This is a genomic window from Sphingopyxis sp. NFH-91 (assembly GCF_021401285.1).
Lineage (GTDB): Bacteria > Pseudomonadota > Alphaproteobacteria > Sphingomonadales > Sphingomonadaceae > Sphingopyxis > Sphingopyxis terrae_A.
Genome location: NZ_JACBGA010000009.1, coordinates 17212 through 35023 on the forward strand (window position 1 = coordinate 17212; position 17812 = coordinate 35023).

Annotated in this window: 16 protein-coding genes; 10 read left to right on the forward strand and 6 right to left on the reverse strand. The window is 66.5% G+C overall.

Features of this window, described 5'->3' with window-relative positions:
- Nucleotides 1-8 precede the first annotated feature (8 nt).
- Genes L0963_RS16830 through L0963_RS16845 form a run of 4 tightly spaced genes read right to left on the reverse strand, consistent with a single transcriptional unit; the run spans nt 9 to nt 4724 of the window.
- Entirely contained in the window at nt 9-1214 is a 1206-nt protein-coding gene (locus L0963_RS16830; protein ID WP_234180669.1) for a thiolase family protein, read from the reverse strand.
- On the reverse strand, nt 1207-2130 hold the full coding sequence (locus tag L0963_RS16835) for an alpha/beta fold hydrolase (RefSeq protein ID WP_234180671.1): 924 nt from the start codon (nt 2128-2130) through the stop codon (nt 1207-1209). Before L0963_RS16835 ends, L0963_RS16830 begins: the two co-directional genes overlap by 8 nt.
- On the reverse strand, nt 2120-3649 hold the full coding sequence (locus L0963_RS16840; RefSeq protein WP_234180673.1) for a class I adenylate-forming enzyme family protein: 1530 nt from the start codon (nt 3647-3649) through the stop codon (nt 2120-2122). Before L0963_RS16840 ends, L0963_RS16835 begins: the two co-directional genes overlap by 11 nt.
- Complete coding sequence (locus L0963_RS16845; RefSeq protein WP_234180675.1) at nt 3642-4724, reverse strand: amidohydrolase family protein; 1083 nt, start codon at nt 4722-4724, stop codon at nt 3642-3644. Before L0963_RS16845 ends, L0963_RS16840 begins: the two co-directional genes overlap by 8 nt.
- A 248-nt stretch (nt 4725-4972) precedes the next feature.
- On the opposite strand from L0963_RS16845, the gene L0963_RS16850 reads away from it, so the two are divergent.
- From L0963_RS16850 to L0963_RS16890, 9 genes are read left to right on the forward strand one after another with little or no spacing between them, the layout of a single operon-like run.
- A complete protein-coding gene (locus tag L0963_RS16850) occupies nt 4973-6091 on the forward strand; it encodes a thiolase C-terminal domain-containing protein (RefSeq protein ID WP_234180678.1) in 1119 nt (372 codons plus the stop codon).
- A 2-nt stretch (nt 6092-6093) separates the two neighbouring features.
- Complete coding sequence (locus L0963_RS16855) at nt 6094-7245, forward strand: thiolase C-terminal domain-containing protein (protein WP_234180680.1); 1152 nt, start codon at nt 6094-6096, stop codon at nt 7243-7245.
- Between the two features lie 11 nt (nt 7246-7256).
- Nucleotides 7257-8183, forward strand: coding sequence for an OB-fold nucleic acid binding domain-containing protein (locus L0963_RS16860; protein ID WP_234180682.1), 927 nt, complete (start codon nt 7257-7259; stop codon nt 8181-8183).
- On the forward strand, nt 8180-9010 hold the full coding sequence (locus L0963_RS16865) for an N-acyl homoserine lactonase family protein (protein ID WP_234180685.1): 831 nt from the start codon (nt 8180-8182) through the stop codon (nt 9008-9010). The genes L0963_RS16860 and L0963_RS16865 overlap by 4 nt, the downstream gene beginning before the upstream one ends.
- A 10-nt stretch (nt 9011-9020) precedes the next feature.
- Nucleotides 9021-9818, forward strand: a complete 798-nt coding sequence (locus L0963_RS16870) for an enoyl-CoA hydratase/isomerase family protein (protein ID WP_234180687.1) — start codon at nt 9021-9023, stop codon at nt 9816-9818.
- Between the two features lie 3 nt (nt 9819-9821).
- Nucleotides 9822-11012 (forward strand): acyl-CoA dehydrogenase, encoded by a 1191-nt coding sequence (locus tag L0963_RS16875; protein ID WP_234180690.1) that lies wholly within the window; start codon nt 9822-9824, stop codon nt 11010-11012.
- Nucleotides 11013-11032: 20 nt separating this feature from the next.
- On the forward strand, nt 11033-12160 hold the full coding sequence (locus tag L0963_RS16880; RefSeq protein WP_234180692.1) for an acyl-CoA dehydrogenase family protein: 1128 nt from the start codon (nt 11033-11035) through the stop codon (nt 12158-12160).
- Between the two features lie 23 nt (nt 12161-12183).
- The gene (locus tag L0963_RS16885) at nt 12184-12732 is read left to right on the forward strand and encodes an acetyl-CoA carboxylase biotin carboxyl carrier protein (RefSeq protein ID WP_234180694.1); all 549 of its coding nucleotides are present in this window, start codon (nt 12184-12186) and stop codon (nt 12730-12732) included.
- Between the two features lie 35 nt (nt 12733-12767).
- Nucleotides 12768-14222 carry a pyruvate carboxylase gene (locus L0963_RS16890; protein ID WP_234180697.1) on the forward strand — a complete coding sequence of 485 codons (1455 nt, stop codon included), beginning with the start codon at nt 12768-12770 and terminating at the stop codon, nt 14220-14222.
- 83 nt (nt 14223-14305) lie between these two features.
- On the opposite strand, the gene L0963_RS16895 is transcribed toward L0963_RS16890, so the two are convergent.
- Complete coding sequence (locus tag L0963_RS16895; RefSeq protein WP_234180699.1) at nt 14306-15634, reverse strand: MFS transporter; 1329 nt, start codon at nt 15632-15634, stop codon at nt 14306-14308.
- Complete coding sequence (locus L0963_RS16900; RefSeq protein WP_234180700.1) at nt 15631-16377, reverse strand: SDR family NAD(P)-dependent oxidoreductase; 747 nt, start codon at nt 16375-16377, stop codon at nt 15631-15633. The genes L0963_RS16895 and L0963_RS16900 overlap by 4 nt, the downstream gene beginning before the upstream one ends.
- A 167-nt stretch (nt 16378-16544) precedes the next feature.
- On the opposite strand from L0963_RS16900, the gene L0963_RS16905 reads away from it, so the two are divergent.
- Nucleotides 16545-17777 carry a cytochrome P450 gene (locus tag L0963_RS16905; protein WP_234180703.1) on the forward strand — a complete coding sequence of 411 codons (1233 nt, stop codon included), beginning with the start codon at nt 16545-16547 and terminating at the stop codon, nt 17775-17777.
- Nucleotides 17778-17812 lie beyond the last annotated feature (35 nt).

Consider the following 17812-nt stretch of genomic DNA (forward strand, 5'->3'; position numbering starts at 1 on the left):
GTCCCAGATCATTGCGGGATTTCGAAGAGCCCGGCCGATCCCATGCCCCCCGCGACGCACATCGAGACGACCGCGTAGCGCACGCCGCGGCGGCGCGCCTCGAGCAGAACCGCGCCTGAAAGCCGTGCGCCGGTCATGCCGAAGGGGTGGCCGAGCGCGATCGCACCGCCGTTGACGTTGATCTTCTCGGGATCGATCCCGAGCTCGTCGCGGCAGTAAAGATATTGGCTCGCAAAGGCCTCGTTGATTTCCCACAGGCCGATATCCTCGACATTGAGCCCGGCGCGCGCGAGGAGCTTGGGGATCGCGAACACCGGTCCGATCCCCATTTCGTCGGGCGTGCAACCCGCCGACTGGAAGCCGCGGAAGATGCCGAGGATCTCCTTGCCCTCCGCCTCGGCGGTGGCGCGGTCCATCAGCACCTGCGCCGCGGCGCCGTCCGAAAGCTGGCTCGCATTGCCCGCCGTGACGTGGCGGCCTTCCTTGATCACCGATCCATCCTTCCAGACCGGACGCAGCCCGGCGAGTCCTTCGGCGGTGGTGTCGGCGCGGATGCCTTCGTCGAGTTCGAAGAGGAAGGTTTCCTGGCCGGTCACGCTGCCGTCCTTGGCAACAAGATTCTTGGTGACGGTCATCGGCGCGATCTCTTCGGCGAGCCGGCCGGCGGCGACGGCGGCTGCGGCGCGCTGGTGGCTGAGCGCCGAGACTTCGTCCTGCGCCTCGCGGCTTACGCCATATTTCTCGGCAACGATTTCCGCCGTCTCGATCATCGCCATATAGGCGTGCGGCTGCTGGTCGAGCACCGCTTGCGGCTGCGCGCGAAAGGTCGGGTGGTGCGCATTGCGCGTATGACTGATCGACTCGGCGCCGCCGCTCAGCGCGACATCGAGATCGCCCGCCATGATCCCGCGCGCCGCATAAGCGAGCGTCGTGAGGCCCGAGCCGCATTTGCGGTCGAGTGTCGTTCCCGGGATGGAAAGCGGGAGGCCCGCGGCGAAAATGGCGGTGCGCGCAAGGTTGCCGCCTTGTGTGCCCCACTGCGTCCCGACGCCGACCAGCACATCGTCGATGCGGGCGGGATCGATGCCCGCCCGCTCGACCGCCGCCTTCATGGCGTGTCCCATGAAGGCCGGGGCGTCGGTGTCATTGAGGGCGCCCTTGAAGGCCTTGGCGACGGGCGTCCGCGCGGTGGAGATGATCGCTGCTTCACGCATAATGGTCTCTTTCATTGGCGAGAGTTGACGAGGGATCGGCAAGAAACCGGCCGACAAGCTCGTTGAATTCGGGGCGGCGCTGGTGGTGGAGCCAGTGGCTCGCGCCGCCGAAGGTGATGACGCGGTGCCGGGCGAGGCGGGCGAGGCGGGCCGGGGGCGGGGGCGCGATCCAGCTCCCGTCGCCATAAGCGAGAAGGGCGGGGCATTTGATCGCTGACAGCATGTCGTCGAGGTCCGCGCCGCGCTGGTCCTCGGGCGGGCGGTAGCGGCAGCCATTGTCATATTTCCAGCGAAAGCCGCGATCGGCTTCGGCAACCACGCCCGTCGCCGTGAGATAGGCGACCGTCGCCGCGTCGATCTCGGGGTTCGCCTCCTGCATGCGCGCGGCGGCGCGTGCGATGTCCGGATAATAGCGCGGCGACTGCAGGCGCCGCATCATCTCGTTCGCCGCCCATTCGCGCAGACGCACGGGATAGGGCACCGGCTTCTCGCGCTCCTGCCGGATCATGGGGAGTTCGACGCCCTCGATGGCGAGGAGCGCGCGCACGCGCTCGGGAAAGGCGGCCGTGTAGCGAAGCGCTATCTGGCCGCCGAGCGAATGGCCGACGAGCGAAAAATCGCGCAGACCGCATAGGTCGGCGATCGCAGCGAGATCGATGACGAAACTTGCCAGCGCATAATTGCCGTCGCTCGACCAGTCGCTGTCGCCATGACCGCGAAGGTCCGGCGCGATCACATGATAGCGGTCCTTCAGCGACTCGGCGAGCCAGGTCCAGCTATGCGCGTGGTCGCGCATGCCGTGCTGGAGGATGACGACAGGCGCGCCGGTCTCGCCCCATTCGAGCAGGTGACGGCGCGAGCCGCCAAGCGACACGAAGCGCGAGCGCGCGCTGCTGGCGGGCGGTTCAGGCGGCATGGCGGGCCTTGTCGCGCAGCGCCCGGCGAAGGATCTTGCCCGTCGGCCCCTTGGGCAGTTCGGGCAAGATCTCGATGTCGGCCGGCACCTTGTACTTCGCGAGATGTTCGCGGCAGTGATCGAGCAGCGCGTCGGCCGCGAGCGCAGCCGTGCCGGAGACGAAGGCGATCGGGACTTCGCCCATCATCTCGTCCTCGCGGCCGACGACAGCGACCTCGGCGACGCCCGGCGCCTGGTAGAGTATTTCCTCGATGTCGACCGGATAGATGTTCTGGCCGCCGCGAATGATGACGTCCTTCTTGCGGTCGACGATGTAGGAATAGCCTTCTTCGTCGATATAGCCGATGTCGCCCGTATAGAGCCAGCCGCCGCGGAGCGCCGCGGCGGTATCGTCCGGCGCCTTGTAATAGCCCGCCATCAGATTGGGTCCGGCGACGACGATCTCGCCCGAGGTACCGGCGGGGCAGCGATTGCCGGCGTCATCGACGATCGCGAGCTCCATGCCGTCGAGCACGCGGCCGATCGTGCGGCCGCGTTCGAGCTCGCCGTCGGCATTAAGCCGCACCTCGGTCAGCGTCACGAGCGCCGTGCCTTCGGTCAGTCCATAGCCGGTGAGCACCTCGACCGACGGCGCGGCCGCGATGATGCGCTGGAGGAGGGCTGTCGGCACAGGGGCGCCGCCGGTCATGATCCGGCGCAGCGACTGGAGACGGGATCCGCTCGCCCCGGGATGATCGAAGATCTTCTGGAGCATGGTCGGGACGGCCGGCAGGAACGTGCAGCCGAACTCGGCAATCGCCTCGATGCAGCGCGCCGCATCGAAGCGCGGGAGCAGCACCAGCGTTGCGCCAGTGACGAGCATCGCGTTGATGCACTGGTTGAGCCCGAAAGTATTGTAGAGCGGCAGCGCGCAAAGGATGACGTCGTTCGCATCGAGGCCGAGCCACGCCGGCGTCCGGTCGTAATTTGCCGCAACATTTCCGGCGGTTAGGATCACGCCCTTCGCCTTGCCCGTCGTGGCGCTCGTCAGGAGATGGAAAACCGGATCGTCGGCGCCGACCACGGCGAGATCGACAAGCGGCCGCGAGGCGGCGAGCGCCGCGGGGATCGAGGCGCCTGCGGCCCCATCCGCCACCGTATCGAGCAGAAGGAGCCGGCAGCCCGCCGGAAGCGCGGCCGACGCGGCGCTGGCCAGCGCCTCGGTGGTGACGATGAAGGCGAGATCGCAGCAATCGACGGCATGCGCGATCTCGGCGGGGCGGTAGAGGATGTTGACCGGGGTGATCGGCGCGCCGAGCGCGAAGAGCGCCTGCTCGACGACGATGAACTCGGGCGATGCGGGGAGGAGGAGCCCGACATGGACGCCACGCGCAACGCCGAGCGCCGCGAGCGCGCCCGCCATGTCCCGGACCTGCCGCGCCAGCGCCGCGAAGGTCGTCGCGCCGCCTTCGAAGCGGATTGCGATCTTGTCGGGGCTGTTCGCCTCGCGCGCAAAAAGTGCATTCGCCCTGTTAAGCATCGGCCGCCTCGCTGATGGGCCGCGCGCTCGCCGGCAGCTCTTGATCCAGCCGGTATAGACGCCGCGCCGTCCCCGAAAAGAGCATCGCGCGGTCAGCGTCCGGCCAGTCCTGCGTGATCCGCTTGAAGGCGTTCCAGAGCGTGCGGTAGCTGTACATCGCCTTGTCGACCGGGAAATTGCTCTCGAACATGCAGCGTTCGGCGCCGAACAGCTCGGTGCAGGTCTCGACATAGGGCCGCCAGGCCTCGGCAAGCTCCTCCGACGACGGCGGCAGCGCACGTTCGTGCCAGCGCGCGCCGCAAATGATCATGCCGAAGCCGCCGATCTTGACCGCGACGTTCGGGCAATCGGCGAGTCGCCGCATGTCGTCGCGCCAGCTGGCGAACAACGCCTTCCCCTGGCCCTCATAGGGGCCGACGCCGAGGATGCAGCCGAGATGATCGAGAATGATCGATGTGTCCGGCACCGCATCCGCCGCGGCGGCAAGCTCGGGTATCTGGGCATGATAGAGCATTGCGTCATAGGAGAGGCCGCGGCGGCCGAGCTCGGCAAGCCCCGCACGATAGGCGGGATCCGCGAGCAGTCCCGCGGGGGCCGGGCGCAATACGATGCCGTCGGGGAAATTTTCATCGCGCGACACCGAGTGACGAATGCCGCGCAGCGCACCGACCGCGGCGGCGGCATGCGCGTCGAGCGTCTCGGCGAGCAGCGGCCCCGACATGAGATCGGCATAGGCGACGATTGCGCCGGCGATGCGAGTCGCGCAACCGGCTTCGCGCGCCGCGCGGGCGATCGCGGCGACTTTTTCGGTCTCGCCGACCGGCGCCAGATGGGCCGGCCCGCCGGTGCGATAGCCATAATGGGCCTGGACGAAGACGGTCGCGTCGATCCGGTGGCCGTCGTCCACATCGGCGCGCATTTCAGCGAGAAGATAAGGCGATCCGCCTTCCTCCCACAGGTGATGATGCGCGTCGACGATGGGAAGCGCGGGTTCGAGAACCTCTTCGACGCGCTGCGACAGCCAGGCAAGGTCCGGCGACGGATAGCGAAATTGGCCTGAAACATCGAGGCTCACGGTCTTCTCCTTCTCCCGCTTCCGATATTGTTTCGGATATACTCGGATTGCAAGCCCTATGTTGATTGCGCATGATTCCTAGGAAACCGCGCATTAATCGACTCCGCAGCGCGAATCTCCAAATCCGATGAAACGTCGAATATGGGTTGACGGAAAATTTTCCCGGCCATAAACCGACACTGCACAGCCGACGAACCGGACATCACCGGACGCCAGGCTCACGAAACGCAACGCATGGGAGGCCATGGATGGCTCTGAAGAAGGTGGCAGTGGTCGCGACTGCGCAAGCGGAGCTGCGGCCCGCTTGGCGCGACGCGCAGCACATCGACCTGATCTCGTCGGTCGTAACCTCGGTGTTCAAGGGATCGGGCTTCTCGATCGACGATGTCGATTTCGTCATCGACTCGGGCAGCGACGTTCTCGACGGACGCTCGATCTCGAACTGCGGCTTTCTCGGCGCGCTCGGGGCGCACCACAAGGAAGAGGCGCGGGTCGAGGAGGACGGGCTGTTCTCGGCGCTCTACGGGGTCAACAAGATCCGCTCGGGGGCTGCGTCGGTCGGCCTTCTCGTCGCTTATTCCAAGCCGTCCGAGTCGGTGGTCGAAAATTACTGGGCCTCGCAGGTCGAGCCCTTCTACCAGCGCCCCGTCGGCTTCAACCAGCGCGCCGCCGCCGGCATCCAGGCGCAGCATTATCTGTCGGGCGGCAAGCTCAGCGAGCGCGATCTCGCCGAGCTGGTGGTTGCCCGCTGGGCCGACGCGAAAGCGGGTGGACGCGTCGCAATCGACGAGCTTCCCGATCTCGACGCCGTGCTCGCGGCGTCCGAGGCCGCCGCGCCGCTCACCGAACTCATGCTGGCGCGCCCGATGGACGGCGCCGTCGCGATCCTGATCGCGAGCGAGGATGCCGCACGGCGGAGCGGCGGAACGCCCGTCTTCGTCACGGGCATGGGATCGAATACCGATTGCCACGCTTATGCCGACCGCGACCGCGGCCGGCTCCGCGCGCTCGAAAATGCCGCCGCCATGTCGGCGCGCGCGTCGGGCTGGGACGCGTCCTCGGCCGATATTGTCGAGGTCAGTGCCTCGTCGGTCGTCTCCGAACTCATGGCGATCGAGGCGCTTGGCCTCGCCAAGCAGGGCGACGGTCTTTCGGCGGCCCGGGGCGGCAAGGTCGCCGTCAACCGCTCGGGGGGCGCGCTGCCCGCCGATCCCATCATGGCGACCGGCATGTTCCGGCTCGCCGAAGCCGTCCGACAGCTGCGCGAGCCGCAGCTCTACGGCGGCGGCTCGCCGAGCAAGGCGGTCGTCCATGGCAGCACGGGCGTCGCGATGCAGAGCAACTGCGTATTCAGCCTCGAGGTGTGACAATGACCAGACATGTAGGAATCGTCGGGGTCGGCCAGACCCACCACTCGCGTCGCCGCACCGACGTCAGCCAGGCGGGTCTCGTCCGCGAAGCGGTCGACCGCGCCCTCGCCGACGCGAAGCTCACGATCGAGGACATCGACACGATCGTCGTCGCGACGGGTCCGGTGCTGTTCGGCGCCGTGAACCATCCCGAGCTCTGGGTTGCGAACGCGATCGGGGCGCAGGGCAAGCCGCTCCTGCGCGTGACCAGCGGCGGCGGCGCGGGCTTCGCCGGCGCGCTGGCCGGCTATTATCAGGTCGCGGGCGGTTATGCCGACCGGACGCTCGTCGTCGCCTATGACAAGCTCTCCGAGGGGCCGCTGCAATATTCGATCTCGACGCTCTACGACCCCTTCTGGGGCCGCGAGTTCGCGGTCGGGATCATGGGCTTCTCGGCCGCCTACTGGCGCGCGCGCATGGACGTGCTCGGTCATACCGAGGAAGCTGCCGCGATGGTCTCGGTGAAGAACCGCATGAATGCCATCGCCAATCCCTATGCCCATATGAAGAAGGAAGTGACCGTCGACGAGGTGCTCGCCTCGAAGCCCTTGTGCTGGCCGATCAAGCTTCTCGACGTTCCGCCGATCTCGGACGGCGCTGCCGCGATCGTCCTCGCCACCGAAAAGGTCGCCCACAAGTCGACCGATCGCCCGGCATGGATCCAGGGCATGGCCTATTATTGCGAAGCCGATAACGCCCCCGAGCGCTCGCTGATGATTTCCGAGCCGCTCGCACTCGCCGCGCGCGCGGTCTACCGTTCGGCCGGCATCACCAATCCGCGCCGCCAGTTCGACGTGGTCGAGGTGCAGGAGCCCTATTCCTGCTTCGAGCTCAACTATTATGAGAGCCTCGGCCTTTGTCCGCCGGGACAGGCCGCCGAGCTCATCGCCTCGGGCGCGACGCAGCTCGACGGCGATATTCCGGTCAATCCGTCGGGCGGCTGCATGGGCGCCAATCCCATCGGCGCGGTCGGCGTGATCCGCCTCATCGAGGCCGCGACCCAGGTCATGGGCAAGAATGAAAGCCATCAGATCAAGGATGCGAAGCTCGCACTGGTCCAGTCCGGCGGCGGCTGGGCCAACCTGCGCGGCTGCGCGGTCCTGAGCGCATAGGGGACGACGACATGTATTCAGCACCCGAAACGATGCCGATTGAACTTCCGGTCTTCAATGCGCAGATCGCGCTGCCCTACACGCTCACGCCGGGCCGCGCTGCAGGGACCTTCCTTGCCGAGGCCAAGAACCGCCGCATCGTCGGTTCGCGCTTTCCCGACGGCTCGATCGTCGCGCCGGCGCAGGACTTCTCCGCGATCAACAGCGACCCGATGGAGAACTTCGTCGAAGTGCCGCACACCGGCGAACTGACGGGCTTCACGCGTGTCGACGGCCAGGTGATCGGGCTCCTCCGTCTCGACGGCTGCGACAATGAATTTGCCCACCGCCTGATCGGCGATCTCGGCGACTTCAAGATCGGGCAGCGGCTGGAAGCGGTCTGGGAAGACGAGGCGTCGGAGGCGATCACCGCGATCAGGGGTTTTCGCGTCGCGGCCGATGCTCCGGTCGGAACCGTCTCGCCGCTTGCCGAGACCGAGGAACCGCTCGGTTCGGTGAAATATTCGCTCGCGCTGCCCTATGAGCATGCCTACGGCCCCTATTACGGGCGCATGTTCGACGAGATCAAGGAGTTCGGGCGCGTCATCGGGGTCCGCACCTCGAACGGCGACGATGCCTTGCTCCCGCCGCGCGAAGTCGACGACATCACGCACAAGCGCACCGGCACCTGGAAAGCCTGCGCCGACACCGGCACGATCCGCGGCTGCTCGATCATCAACATGGAGTTCGTCGGGCAGACCCGCGAGCCGCCCTATGTCTATGCCGAAATCGTTCTCGACGGCGCATCGACGCGCCTCATTCACATGATCGACATCGACAGCCTCGAAGAGGCGAAGGAGAAGATCAAGCCCGGTACGCGTGTCCGTGCCATCTGGACCACCGGCGAACGGAAGGGTTCGATGGCCGACATCGAACGCTTCGAGGTTATCGACGAGTGACCGAGTGGCGCATCGACTCGCTGCTCATCGGTGAGCTCTACCTGCCGCATGGCGGGGCCATCCAGCGCGACCCGGTGCATGTCTGGCTCGCGCGCGACGGAACGCGCAATGTGCTCATCGATTCCGGCATGGCCGAGATCGAGCACATCACCAAGCGCCTCAAGGTCAAGGGATGGGGCGGGGGTCATGCCAAGCTCACCGAGTTGCTCGCGGGCGAGGGGCTGACGCCGGCCGATATCGACCATGTCGTCCTCACCCATGGCCATTTCGACCATGCCGAGAATCTCGACCTGTTCCCCGACGCCTGCGTCGTCATCCAGCGCGACGAGCTTTCGCATGCGGCCGATCCGGTGCCGTCGCAGCGGGTCTTCTACTGGCAGTCGACGATCGGCAATCTGGTGGCGCGCCGCCGGCCGGGCCAGATCCGCACCCTCGATGGGGACGCCGAGCTGTTCGACGGCTTCCGCGTCCTCAAGGTCCCGAGCCACACGCCCGGGATGCAGGTGCCCCTGATCCGGACATCGAAGGGGATCGTCGCGATCGCCTCCGACCTCGGCGATCATTATCGCTACTGGTTTCCGGCCGATGCCCGCGCGACGGACTATCCGCAGCGCTCGCTGTCCGACGCCTTCATCACCGGGAATATCCGGAGCGAAAGCGAGCGCGACTGGCAGGCCGCGATGCGCCGGGTCCAGCTCGCCTCCGACATCGTCGTTCCCGCGCATGATTTCCGCATCCCGAAGAAAATCCCCGAGGAATGGTTCGCCATTCCGGAATCGACCGAAGGCGATCTGGCGCACGTGCCGCCGGACATGTCCAGCTTCTGAAAGGTCCGCCATGTCTTACGAGAATATCCTCTACGAAGTGAGCGAGCGGATCGCGACGATCACGCTCAACCGTCCCGACGCGATGAACGCGACGACCGACGAGCTCTATGCCGAGCTCGAGGACGCGCTGGCGCGCGTTGCCGCCGATCCCGATGTCGGCTGCGTCATCCTGACCGGCGCCGGGCGCGGCTTTTGCGCCGGCGCCGACCTCAAGGCGCGCAAGGACGACATGACCCCGCTACAGCGCCGCACGCGCCACCGCGGCATCCTGCGCAATATCGTCGAACCGCTCTTCCGGCTCGAGAAGCCCGTCATCGCCGCGGTCAACGGTGCCGCCGCCGGGGCCGGCTTCAACATCGCGCTGGCGTGCGACTTCATCATCGCGAGCGACCAGGCGAGCTTCATGCAGGCCTTCGCCAAGGTGGGCCTCGTTCCCGATCTCGGCGGTCTCTACCTGCTCGGCCGCGTCATCGGCATCAACAAGGCGAAGGAGCTTTGCTTCACCGCGCGCAAGGTGCCCGCCGCCGAGGCGCAGGTCATGGGCATCGTCAACCATGTCGTCCCGCACGACACGCTGATCGCCGAGGCCCGCGCGATCGCCTCGAAAATCGCGGCGGGTTCGCCGACGGCGCTCGCCATGACCAAGAATCTGCTCGACAAGTCGACCAACGCGACGCTCGACCAGATGCTCGAATATGAAGGCTATGCGCAGACCATCGCCTATCTCACCCCCGAATATGAAGAGGGCGTCCAGGCCTTCCGCGAGAAGCGCGCGCCGGATTTCGCCGCTGCCGCGAAGCGGGGCTGAACCATGGACTTCAGCTACAGCCCCGCCGAGGAGGAGTTTCGCCAGCGCCTGCGTGCATGGCTTGCCGACGCGCTTCCCGCGGGCTGGGGCGAGACGGTCTTCGAACCCGAGGATGAGGAGGAGCGCTATCTCTTCCGCGCCGACTGGGACCGCAAGCTCCACTCCGGCGGCTGGACCGGCATCAACTGGCCCGTCGAATATGGCGGACATGGCGCGACGCTGACCGAGCGGGCGATCTTTGCCGAGGAGATGGCGCGCGCCCGGGCCCCCGAAAGCCTCAATATCATCGGGCAGAATCTCGCCGGCCCGACGATCCTGCGGCATGGCACCGAAGAGCAGAAAAAGCGCTTCCTCCCCAAGATCATCTCCTCGGACGAAATCTGGTGCCAGGGCTTCTCCGAACCCAATGCCGGATCGGACCTCGCCTCGGTGCGCACCCGCGCCGAACTCAGGGGCGACAAGTTCATCGTCAACGGCCAGAAGATCTGGACGAGCTTCGCCCAATATTCGCAGTGGTGCTTCGCGCTCGTGCGCACCGACGGCGATCTTCCCAAGCACAAGGGTCTGAGCTTTCTCCTCATCGACATGAGCAGCCCGGGCATCTCGATCCGGCCGCTGCGGCAGATCTCGGGCGAGAGCGAGTTCAACGAGACCTTCTTCGACGATGTCGAGGTCCCGGCGGAGAATATCGTCGGCGGCATCAACGAGGGCTGGCGCATCGCGATGACGACGCTCGCCTATGAGCGCGGTCCCGAGGACTGCCTTGGGCGCCAGATCCGCTTCAAGCAGGAACTCGAAAAGCTCATCGACGTCGCGGCGTCGAAACCCTCGAACGGCGGCGTCGCGATCGACGATCCGCGCGTGCAGGAGAAGCTTGGCCGCTCGATCACCGAGGTCGAGGCGATGCGCCTCATCGCGCTTCGCAGCTTCAGCCGGTACAAAAATGGCGGCGAACGCGGCTCCGATGCTTCGGTCGTCAAACTCTACTGGAGCCATGCCGCGCAGCGGATGTACGAGAATGCGCTCGACATATTGTCGCCCGAGGCGGTTCTCTCGGACAATGACCCGCTCGCGGATGCCGGCGGCAAGTTCCAGCTGAGCTATCTCCAGTCGAAGGCCTTCAGCATCTATTCGGGCTCCTCGGAGATCCAGCGAAATATCATCGGCGAGCGACTGCTCGGCCTGCCGCGCTAGACGGCGAAAGGGAGAGGGACATGGACTTCGCATTCAACGAGGAGCAGCAGAACCTCGCTGAGACCGTCGGCAATGTTCTCGCCGATTATCCCGCACTCGCGGGTCCCGATCTCGACCGCGCCGCCGATGGCGACGCTTGGGACGCGCTCGCCGCGCTCGGACTCTTCTCGCTGCTCGTTCCCGAGGCAGACGGCGGCGTCGGTCTCACGCTCGTCGATTGCGCGCTTGCGATCGAGGCGCTGGGCGCAGGGCTCGCGCCGCCGGTCGTCGCGAGCACGCTTCTCGTGACCGAAGTCATCGCGCGCTTCGGGAACAGCGAGCAGCGCGCGCGCTGGCTCGGGCCGCTGGCGGCCGGCGAGGTGCGCGCGGCGCTCGCCATCGCCGAGAGCGGCGCCGAGGACCCGACGCGCTGCGCCACCCAGATGCGCAGCGGTGCGCTCAGCGGCACGAAGATTGCCGTTTCCGGTGCCGCCGACGCCGATCTCTTTCTCGTGACCGCGCAGGATCGCGGCAGACCCTTGCTCGTGCTGGTCGAACGGACGGCAGCGGGGGTCGGGGTGCGTCATCATGAATCGCTCGATCCCTCGGCGGGTCTGGCCGCGGTCAGCTTCGACGCCGTGCCGCTCGAGGCGACGAGCCTGCTCGGCGCCGATCGCGGCGAAGCGGCGCTCGAGGCGCTGCTCGATCTCGCCTCGACCGTCCACGCCGGCCTCGCGATCGGCATCGCGGGCCGCATGCACGATGTCGCGGTCGACTACGCCAAGACGCGCGAGCAATTCGGACAGGTCATCGGCGCCTTCCAGTCGATCAAGCATCGCTGCGCCGATACCGCCGTCGCGGTCGAGGCGGGACGGGCAACCGCTTATTACGCCTTCTGGTCCTGTTCGGAAGGCATGGACGATCGGTCGCGCAGCGCCTCGTCGGCCAAGGCCTATTGCACCGAGATCGCGCGCGATGCCTGCAACGACGCGATCCAGATCCACGGCGGCATGGGCTTTACATGGGAGCTTGGCCTCCATCGCTTCCTGCGCCGCGCGAAAATTCTGGAGCATGCAATCGGCACGCCGTCGTGGCACTATGCGCGCGTTCTTGCCGCCGCGCTCGCCATGCGCGGCGAAGCCGGGACCGCCAGCCGCGCCGCGGCCTGAGATGATGAGAGGGCCGGCCGGTCATGGATGAACGCACCACCCGCGACCTCGAGATCATCGTCGAGCTGTTCCGGAAAGGGGAGCTGCGCGAGCTTATGGTTCGGGGGCCGGAGCTCAGCCTCCGCCTTTCGACCGATGCCGATAGCGGCGAGCGCCCGGCTTCGCCGCGCGCCGCGCCGCCGCATGCTGGCCTGTCCCGCGCGGGGACGGCCGCTGCTGCGCCGCCGCGCGGGACGGTAACTGCCGGCAATGGCGGCGCAGGCAAGGCCGGCAGGGGTGAGGGGGGTGCGACGCCGAGCGCTGCGGCGTCCGCGCCTGCGATCGATCCCGCCTGGACCGCAGTGATCGCGCCCAACCTCGGGACCTTCTACCGCTCGCCCAAGCCCGGCTCGCCCGCCTTTGTCGAGGTCGGGCAGGCGATCGCCGCGGGCACGGAAGTCTGCCTCATCGAAGTCATGAAATTATTCACCTCGGTGCGCACCGACATCGCAGGCACCGTGCGGCATATCGCCGCCGAGGACGCGCAGCTCGTCGAAGGCGGGCAGCCGCTCATCTATATCGAGGCCGACTGATGGCGGCCGACGCGATTCCTGGAGTTTAGGACGAAATGGCTCATATCGAATTTCTCGACGAAACCATGCGCGACGGGCAGCAGAGCCTCTGGGGGCTTCGCATGCGCGCCGGAATGGCGCTTCCGGTGTCGCCGCTGCTCGACAAGACGGGTTTCAAGACGATCGACCTGACGGGTGGCGGCATGCTCGACGTGCTCACCCGCTATTGCCAGGAAAATTACTGGGAAGGCCTCGACCTGCTCGTCGCCTCGATGCCCGATACGCCGGTTCGGGCGGGCCTGCGCGCCAATGCGAATGTCACCTTCAGCGTCAGTCCGCGCGCGCTGATGGACCTCTGGGTTCGCCGGCTCTGCGCGCATGGCGTGCGCTCCTTCTGGATCTACGACGTGCTGTTCGGCATGGACAATATGCTACGCCTCGCGAAGGTCGCGAAGGAATCCAATGCGCATGTCGCGGGCGCCGTGATGTTCGCGCTCTCGCCCGTCCACACCAATGAATATTTTGCCGAAAAGACCCGACAGCTCGCCGCGAGCCCCGACGTCGACAGCATCCTGCTCTACGACACTGCCGGGGTGCTCGAGAAGGAGAGGCTGATCGGGCTCCTCCCCGGGATCGTCGCCGCGGCGAACGGCAAGCCGATCGAATTTCACGCCAATAATCTTCTCGGCATGTCGGCCAAGGCCTATCTCGATGCCGTCGACCTCGGCGTCTCGGTGCTTCACACCGCGAGCCGCCCGATGGCGAACGGTCCGTCGGTCCCCTCGACCGAGATCATGGTGCGTAATATCGAGATCAAGGGCCACAGCCATTCGCTCGACAAGAGCCTGTTCCAGCCGGTCGCCGATCATTTCCGCGCAGTCGGCAAATCGGCGGGCTTCCTCGTCGATCAATATGCCGAATATGACGCCTTCTCCGAGGAGCATCAGATCCCGGGCGGGATGATGGGCACCTTCAAGGCGCAGCTCGAGATGCACAATATGACCGACAAATTGTCGGACGTGCTCGACGAGGTCGCCGCGGTGCGGCGCGATCTCGGTTATCCCGGCATGGCGACCCCCTTCAGCCAGCTCGTCGGCATCCAGGCGGTGCTCAATATCGTCACCGGCAAGCGCTACGGAACCGTGCCCGACGAGGTCGTCCAATATGCGGCGGGCTTCTACGGCGACACCGTCGCGCCCGTCGATCCCGACGTGATGGACCGGATCATGAACAGCGCGCGCGCCGCCGAGGTGCTTGCCAACCCGCCCGCCGATCCCGATCTCGACGAGCTCAAGAAACAATATGGCACCGACGACGAGGACGAGCTCATCTACCGCGCGACGGTGCCGCAGGCCGATATCGACAAGATGCGCGCGGCAGGTCCCGTGCGCCGCGACTATCCGCTGCTCTCCTCGCCCGAACTCGAGCAGGTCCGCAAGCTGATGAGCGTGGCGGCGCTACCGCTCGTCGAGGTCAAGACGGGCACGATGGAGGTCAGCCTCAAGCGCTGAGGCGCTTTTGGCTCAAGCGGGACGCGCATTCACGCCCCGCGGGCACTGCGCGCCGTCCGATCAGGATGCCGCGCGCCTTCGCCTCAGACCGGCTGCGCTGCGTCTTCGCGGTCCGGGAAGCCCTGGTCGGGATAGCGTCCGAGCGCGAGAAGTCCCGCGGCGCCCGCGAGGAGCAACCCTGCCGCCAGCGAGATCGGGAGCGCATAGCTTCCGGTCCAGTCATAGGCGCTGCCGAAGGCGAGCGGCGCCGAGCCCGCGCCGATCGAGACGAACATGTAGAGACGTCCGTAGATGGGCGCAAAATGCGCGAGCCCGAAATAGCGCGTCGCGAGAAAACCCAGCATGTCGAGTTCCATGCCCGTGGCCATGCCGATGAGCATCGCGGCGAGCGCATAGGCGCCGAAGGACAGGGGGAGCTGGAAGGCGAAGCAGGCGGCCGCGGCCGGGACGAGGACGCAGGCCGCGACCGCGGGCGCCCAAATATGATCGACGAGCGAGCCGATGAGGATGCGCCCGACGATGATCGCGAGCCCGAAGAAGCCCATGATCGAGACCGCCTCGTCGGTCGAGAGCCCGGCGTCGGTGAGCGCGGGAACGATCGTCGGAATGAGGCCGCCGACCGCGACGTAGATGCAGAAGGTCGCCGCGCCCAGCAGCCAGAAATGTCGCCGCCGCAGCGCGGCGCGGAGCGTCACGCCGGATGCGGGCAACGCCGCCGCTCGATCGCCGCCGCCCGGCGCATGCAGCACCCGCCGCGGCAGCAGGAGCGCGCAGAGCGGGAGAATGAAGAAAAGCCCATAGGCGCCGAGAATGAGATAGCTCGCCTGCCAGCCGCCCTGGTCGAGGCCGAAGGCGGCGATGCGCGGCATCAGCATCGCGGCGATGCCCGTGCCCGACAGCGCAATGCCGAGCGCGAGGCCGCGCGTCTTCTCGAAGCGGTCGACGATGAGATAGGTCCAGGAGACGGCGCCGGTTCCCGCCCCGAGCAGCGCCATCAGCCCGTAGAAGAGATAGAGCTGCCAGGCTGCGCCGGTGATCGACGCGCAGGCCGCGACGGCGGCCGAAAGCCCGGTGACGCCGAGCAGCACCGATCGCCGAAGCCCGAGCCGCTCGATCATCCAGCCGGCAAGCGGTCCGCCGACCATTCCGAGCCCGGTGCTGAAAAGGATCGCGGCCTGGATCGTGCCGCGGCCCCAGCCGAAAGCGTCGTGCAAGGGGCCGGTGAGCACGCCGATCGTATAGACGGGGAGCGTCGCGGGCGAACAGGTGAGCGCGATCGCGGTGAGCAGGACGAGATGCCAGCTCTTCCGCCATTCACCCGCCGCCCGCTCGGAGGCGAGGGCGGACGGCGCCGGCGCCGCGGCCTGCGCGGGCGCCGCCGTCGCTGCGGCCTGCTCGGCCGCGGCCGTCATAGCGCGGTGAGGCCGCCGTCGATGATATATTCGCTGCCGGTGATGAAGCCCGACTCGTCCGACGCGAGGAAGACGACGAGGTTCGACACATCCTCGACTTCGCCGACACGCTTGATCGGGACCGACCCGCTCGCGACCTTGATCTGGTCGGCGTCGAGCGCCTCGGTCATCATCGGGGTGCGGATATAGCCTGGATGCACCGAATTGGCGCGAATGCCATGCTCGCCATATTCGATCGCGACCTGCTTCGTGATGCCGCGCACCGCGAATTTGCTCGCGGCATAAGCGACGTTCGGCGTGCCATAGATGGCGACGATCCCCGAAATCGACGAGATGTTGACGATCGAGCCGCCTCCCGCGCGCACCATCGAGGGGAGGACATGCTTGGTGCCGAGGAAAACCGAGGTCTGGTTGACACGGCACACCGTCTCGAAGTCCGCCGCCGAAAGATCGGCGGCCTTAGCGACCGGACCGATGATCCCGGCATTGTTCACGAGCACCGAAACCGGCCCGAATTTCGCTTCGGCCGCCGCGACCACCGCCGCCCAGTCGGCTTCGCTGCCGACGTCGTGCCGCACGAAGAGCGACGCTTCGCCGAGCTCGGCTTCGAGCGCGGCGCCGGCCTCGGCATTGATGTCGGTGAAGACCGTCTTGGCGCCCTCGGCGACGAAACGGCGGGCGTGCTCGGCTCCCATGCCCTGCGCGGCGCCGGTAATGATTGCGACCTTTTGATTGAGCCTCATGACACCTCTTCCGTATTTTTCCGATATAACATCGGATATTTTTGATGATTGCGCGCAATATATGCGGAAAATGAGGCGTGTCCAAGGATAAATCCGACAAACAGTCTTTTTCTTCGGCCTGGTATCGGCTAGGAGAGGGGATCGGTCCGGTGCCTGGGAGAGCTCGAATGGAAGTTGGCGCGTTCGACACGAAAGATGTGCTCGCCCTGCCGCGGCCGGAGAATGTCCCGGCGGACAGGGTCTTCGACTTCGATATCTATCGCGAGATTCCGGACGGCATGGATTTTCACGCCTTCTGGCGCGCGATCATGGAGCAGGCGCCGCACCGGCTGATGTGGACGCCGCACAATGACGGCCACTGGATCGCGCTCACCGCCGAGCTATCGGACATCGTCATGTCCGAGCCCGAGCGCTTCTCGAATAACACGGTTCTCGTACCCAAAGCGGCGGGCGAGGCCTATCGCCTCATCCCGCTGTCGCTCGACCCGCCCGAGCACCGGCCTTTCCGGACCCTGCTCAACGAGAATCTCGGACCCAAGCCGCTCAAGCCGATCGAGCAGGCGATCGTCGATCTCTCCGCCGAGCTGATCGACGGCTTCAAGGATCGCGGCCACTGCGACTTCGTCGAGGATTTCGCGGAGCAGCTTCCGGTGACGATCTTCATGATGCTCGTCGACCTGCCGCTCGCCGATCTGCCGAAGCTCAAGCATCTCGCCGACCAGTTCACCCGGCCCGACGGGTCGATGACCTACCCCGAAGTTCTCGAGGCGTTCCGCGAATATCTCACGCCCGTGATCGCGGCGCGGCGGAACGGCGACGGCGAGGACATGATCTCGCGCATGGTGAAGGGGCAGATCGAGGGACGCGAGCTCAGCGAGATCGAGGCGCTGAACATCTGCACCCAGGTTCTCGTCGGCGGGCTCGATACCGTCGTCAACATGCTTGGCTTCACCTTCTCCTATCTCGCGCGCGACACGAAGCTCCGCCGCGCGATCGCGTCCGACCCCGCGCTCATCAACGATGCGCTGCTCGAATTCTTCCGCCGCTTTCCGGTCGTCACCTCGTCGCGCGAAGTGCGGGCCGATGTCGAGTTCGACGGCGTGACGCTCCGCCAGGGCGACATGGTGATGTCGTCGACGATCGTCGTCTCGATGGACACAGGCATGAACGCCGACCCGCTGGACTTCAGGCTCCAGCGGCCCGGGCGCAAGCATTCGACGTTCGGCAAGGGCTCGCACACCTGTCCCGGCGCGCATCTTGCGCGCATGGAAATGAAGATCGTGCTGCAGGAATGGTTTGCACGCATCCCCGAGTTCCGGCTCGGCGAGGATCGCCCGCTCGCCTACACCAACGGGATCGTCGGCAGCGTGAAGCCCTTCACGCTCGTCTGGGACGTTTGACGACCGGGGCGCCCGGCTCGCGCCGCGACGACCGG

Coding starts and splice junctions, on each gene's coding strand:
- L0963_RS16830 (WP_234180669.1), bottom strand. CDS start 1,214: ATGCGTGAAGCAGCGATCATCTCCACCGCGCGGACGCCCGTCGCCAAG.
- L0963_RS16835 (WP_234180671.1), bottom strand. CDS start 2,130: ATGCCGCCTGAACCGCCCGCCAGCAGCGCGCGCTCGCGCTTCGTGTCG.
- L0963_RS16840 (WP_234180673.1), bottom strand. CDS start 3,649: ATGCTTAACAGGGCGAATGCACTTTTTGCGCGCGAGGCGAACAGCCCC.
- L0963_RS16850 (WP_234180678.1), top strand. CDS start 4,973: ATGGCTCTGAAGAAGGTGGCAGTGGTCGCGACTGCGCAAGCGGAGCTG.
- L0963_RS16855 (WP_234180680.1), top strand. CDS start 6,094: ATGACCAGACATGTAGGAATCGTCGGGGTCGGCCAGACCCACCACTCG.
- L0963_RS16860 (WP_234180682.1), top strand. CDS start 7,257: ATGTATTCAGCACCCGAAACGATGCCGATTGAACTTCCGGTCTTCAAT.
- L0963_RS16870 (WP_234180687.1), top strand. CDS start 9,021: ATGTCTTACGAGAATATCCTCTACGAAGTGAGCGAGCGGATCGCGACG.
- L0963_RS16875 (WP_234180690.1), top strand. CDS start 9,822: ATGGACTTCAGCTACAGCCCCGCCGAGGAGGAGTTTCGCCAGCGCCTG.
- L0963_RS16880 (WP_234180692.1), top strand. CDS start 11,033: ATGGACTTCGCATTCAACGAGGAGCAGCAGAACCTCGCTGAGACCGTC.
- L0963_RS16885 (WP_234180694.1), top strand. CDS start 12,184: ATGGATGAACGCACCACCCGCGACCTCGAGATCATCGTCGAGCTGTTC.
- L0963_RS16890 (WP_234180697.1), top strand. CDS start 12,768: ATGGCTCATATCGAATTTCTCGACGAAACCATGCGCGACGGGCAGCAG.
- L0963_RS16895 (WP_234180699.1), bottom strand. CDS start 15,634: ATGACGGCCGCGGCCGAGCAGGCCGCAGCGACGGCGGCGCCCGCGCAG.
- L0963_RS16900 (WP_234180700.1), bottom strand. CDS start 16,377: ATGAGGCTCAATCAAAAGGTCGCAATCATTACCGGCGCCGCGCAGGGC.
- L0963_RS16905 (WP_234180703.1), top strand. CDS start 16,545: ATGGAAGTTGGCGCGTTCGACACGAAAGATGTGCTCGCCCTGCCGCGG.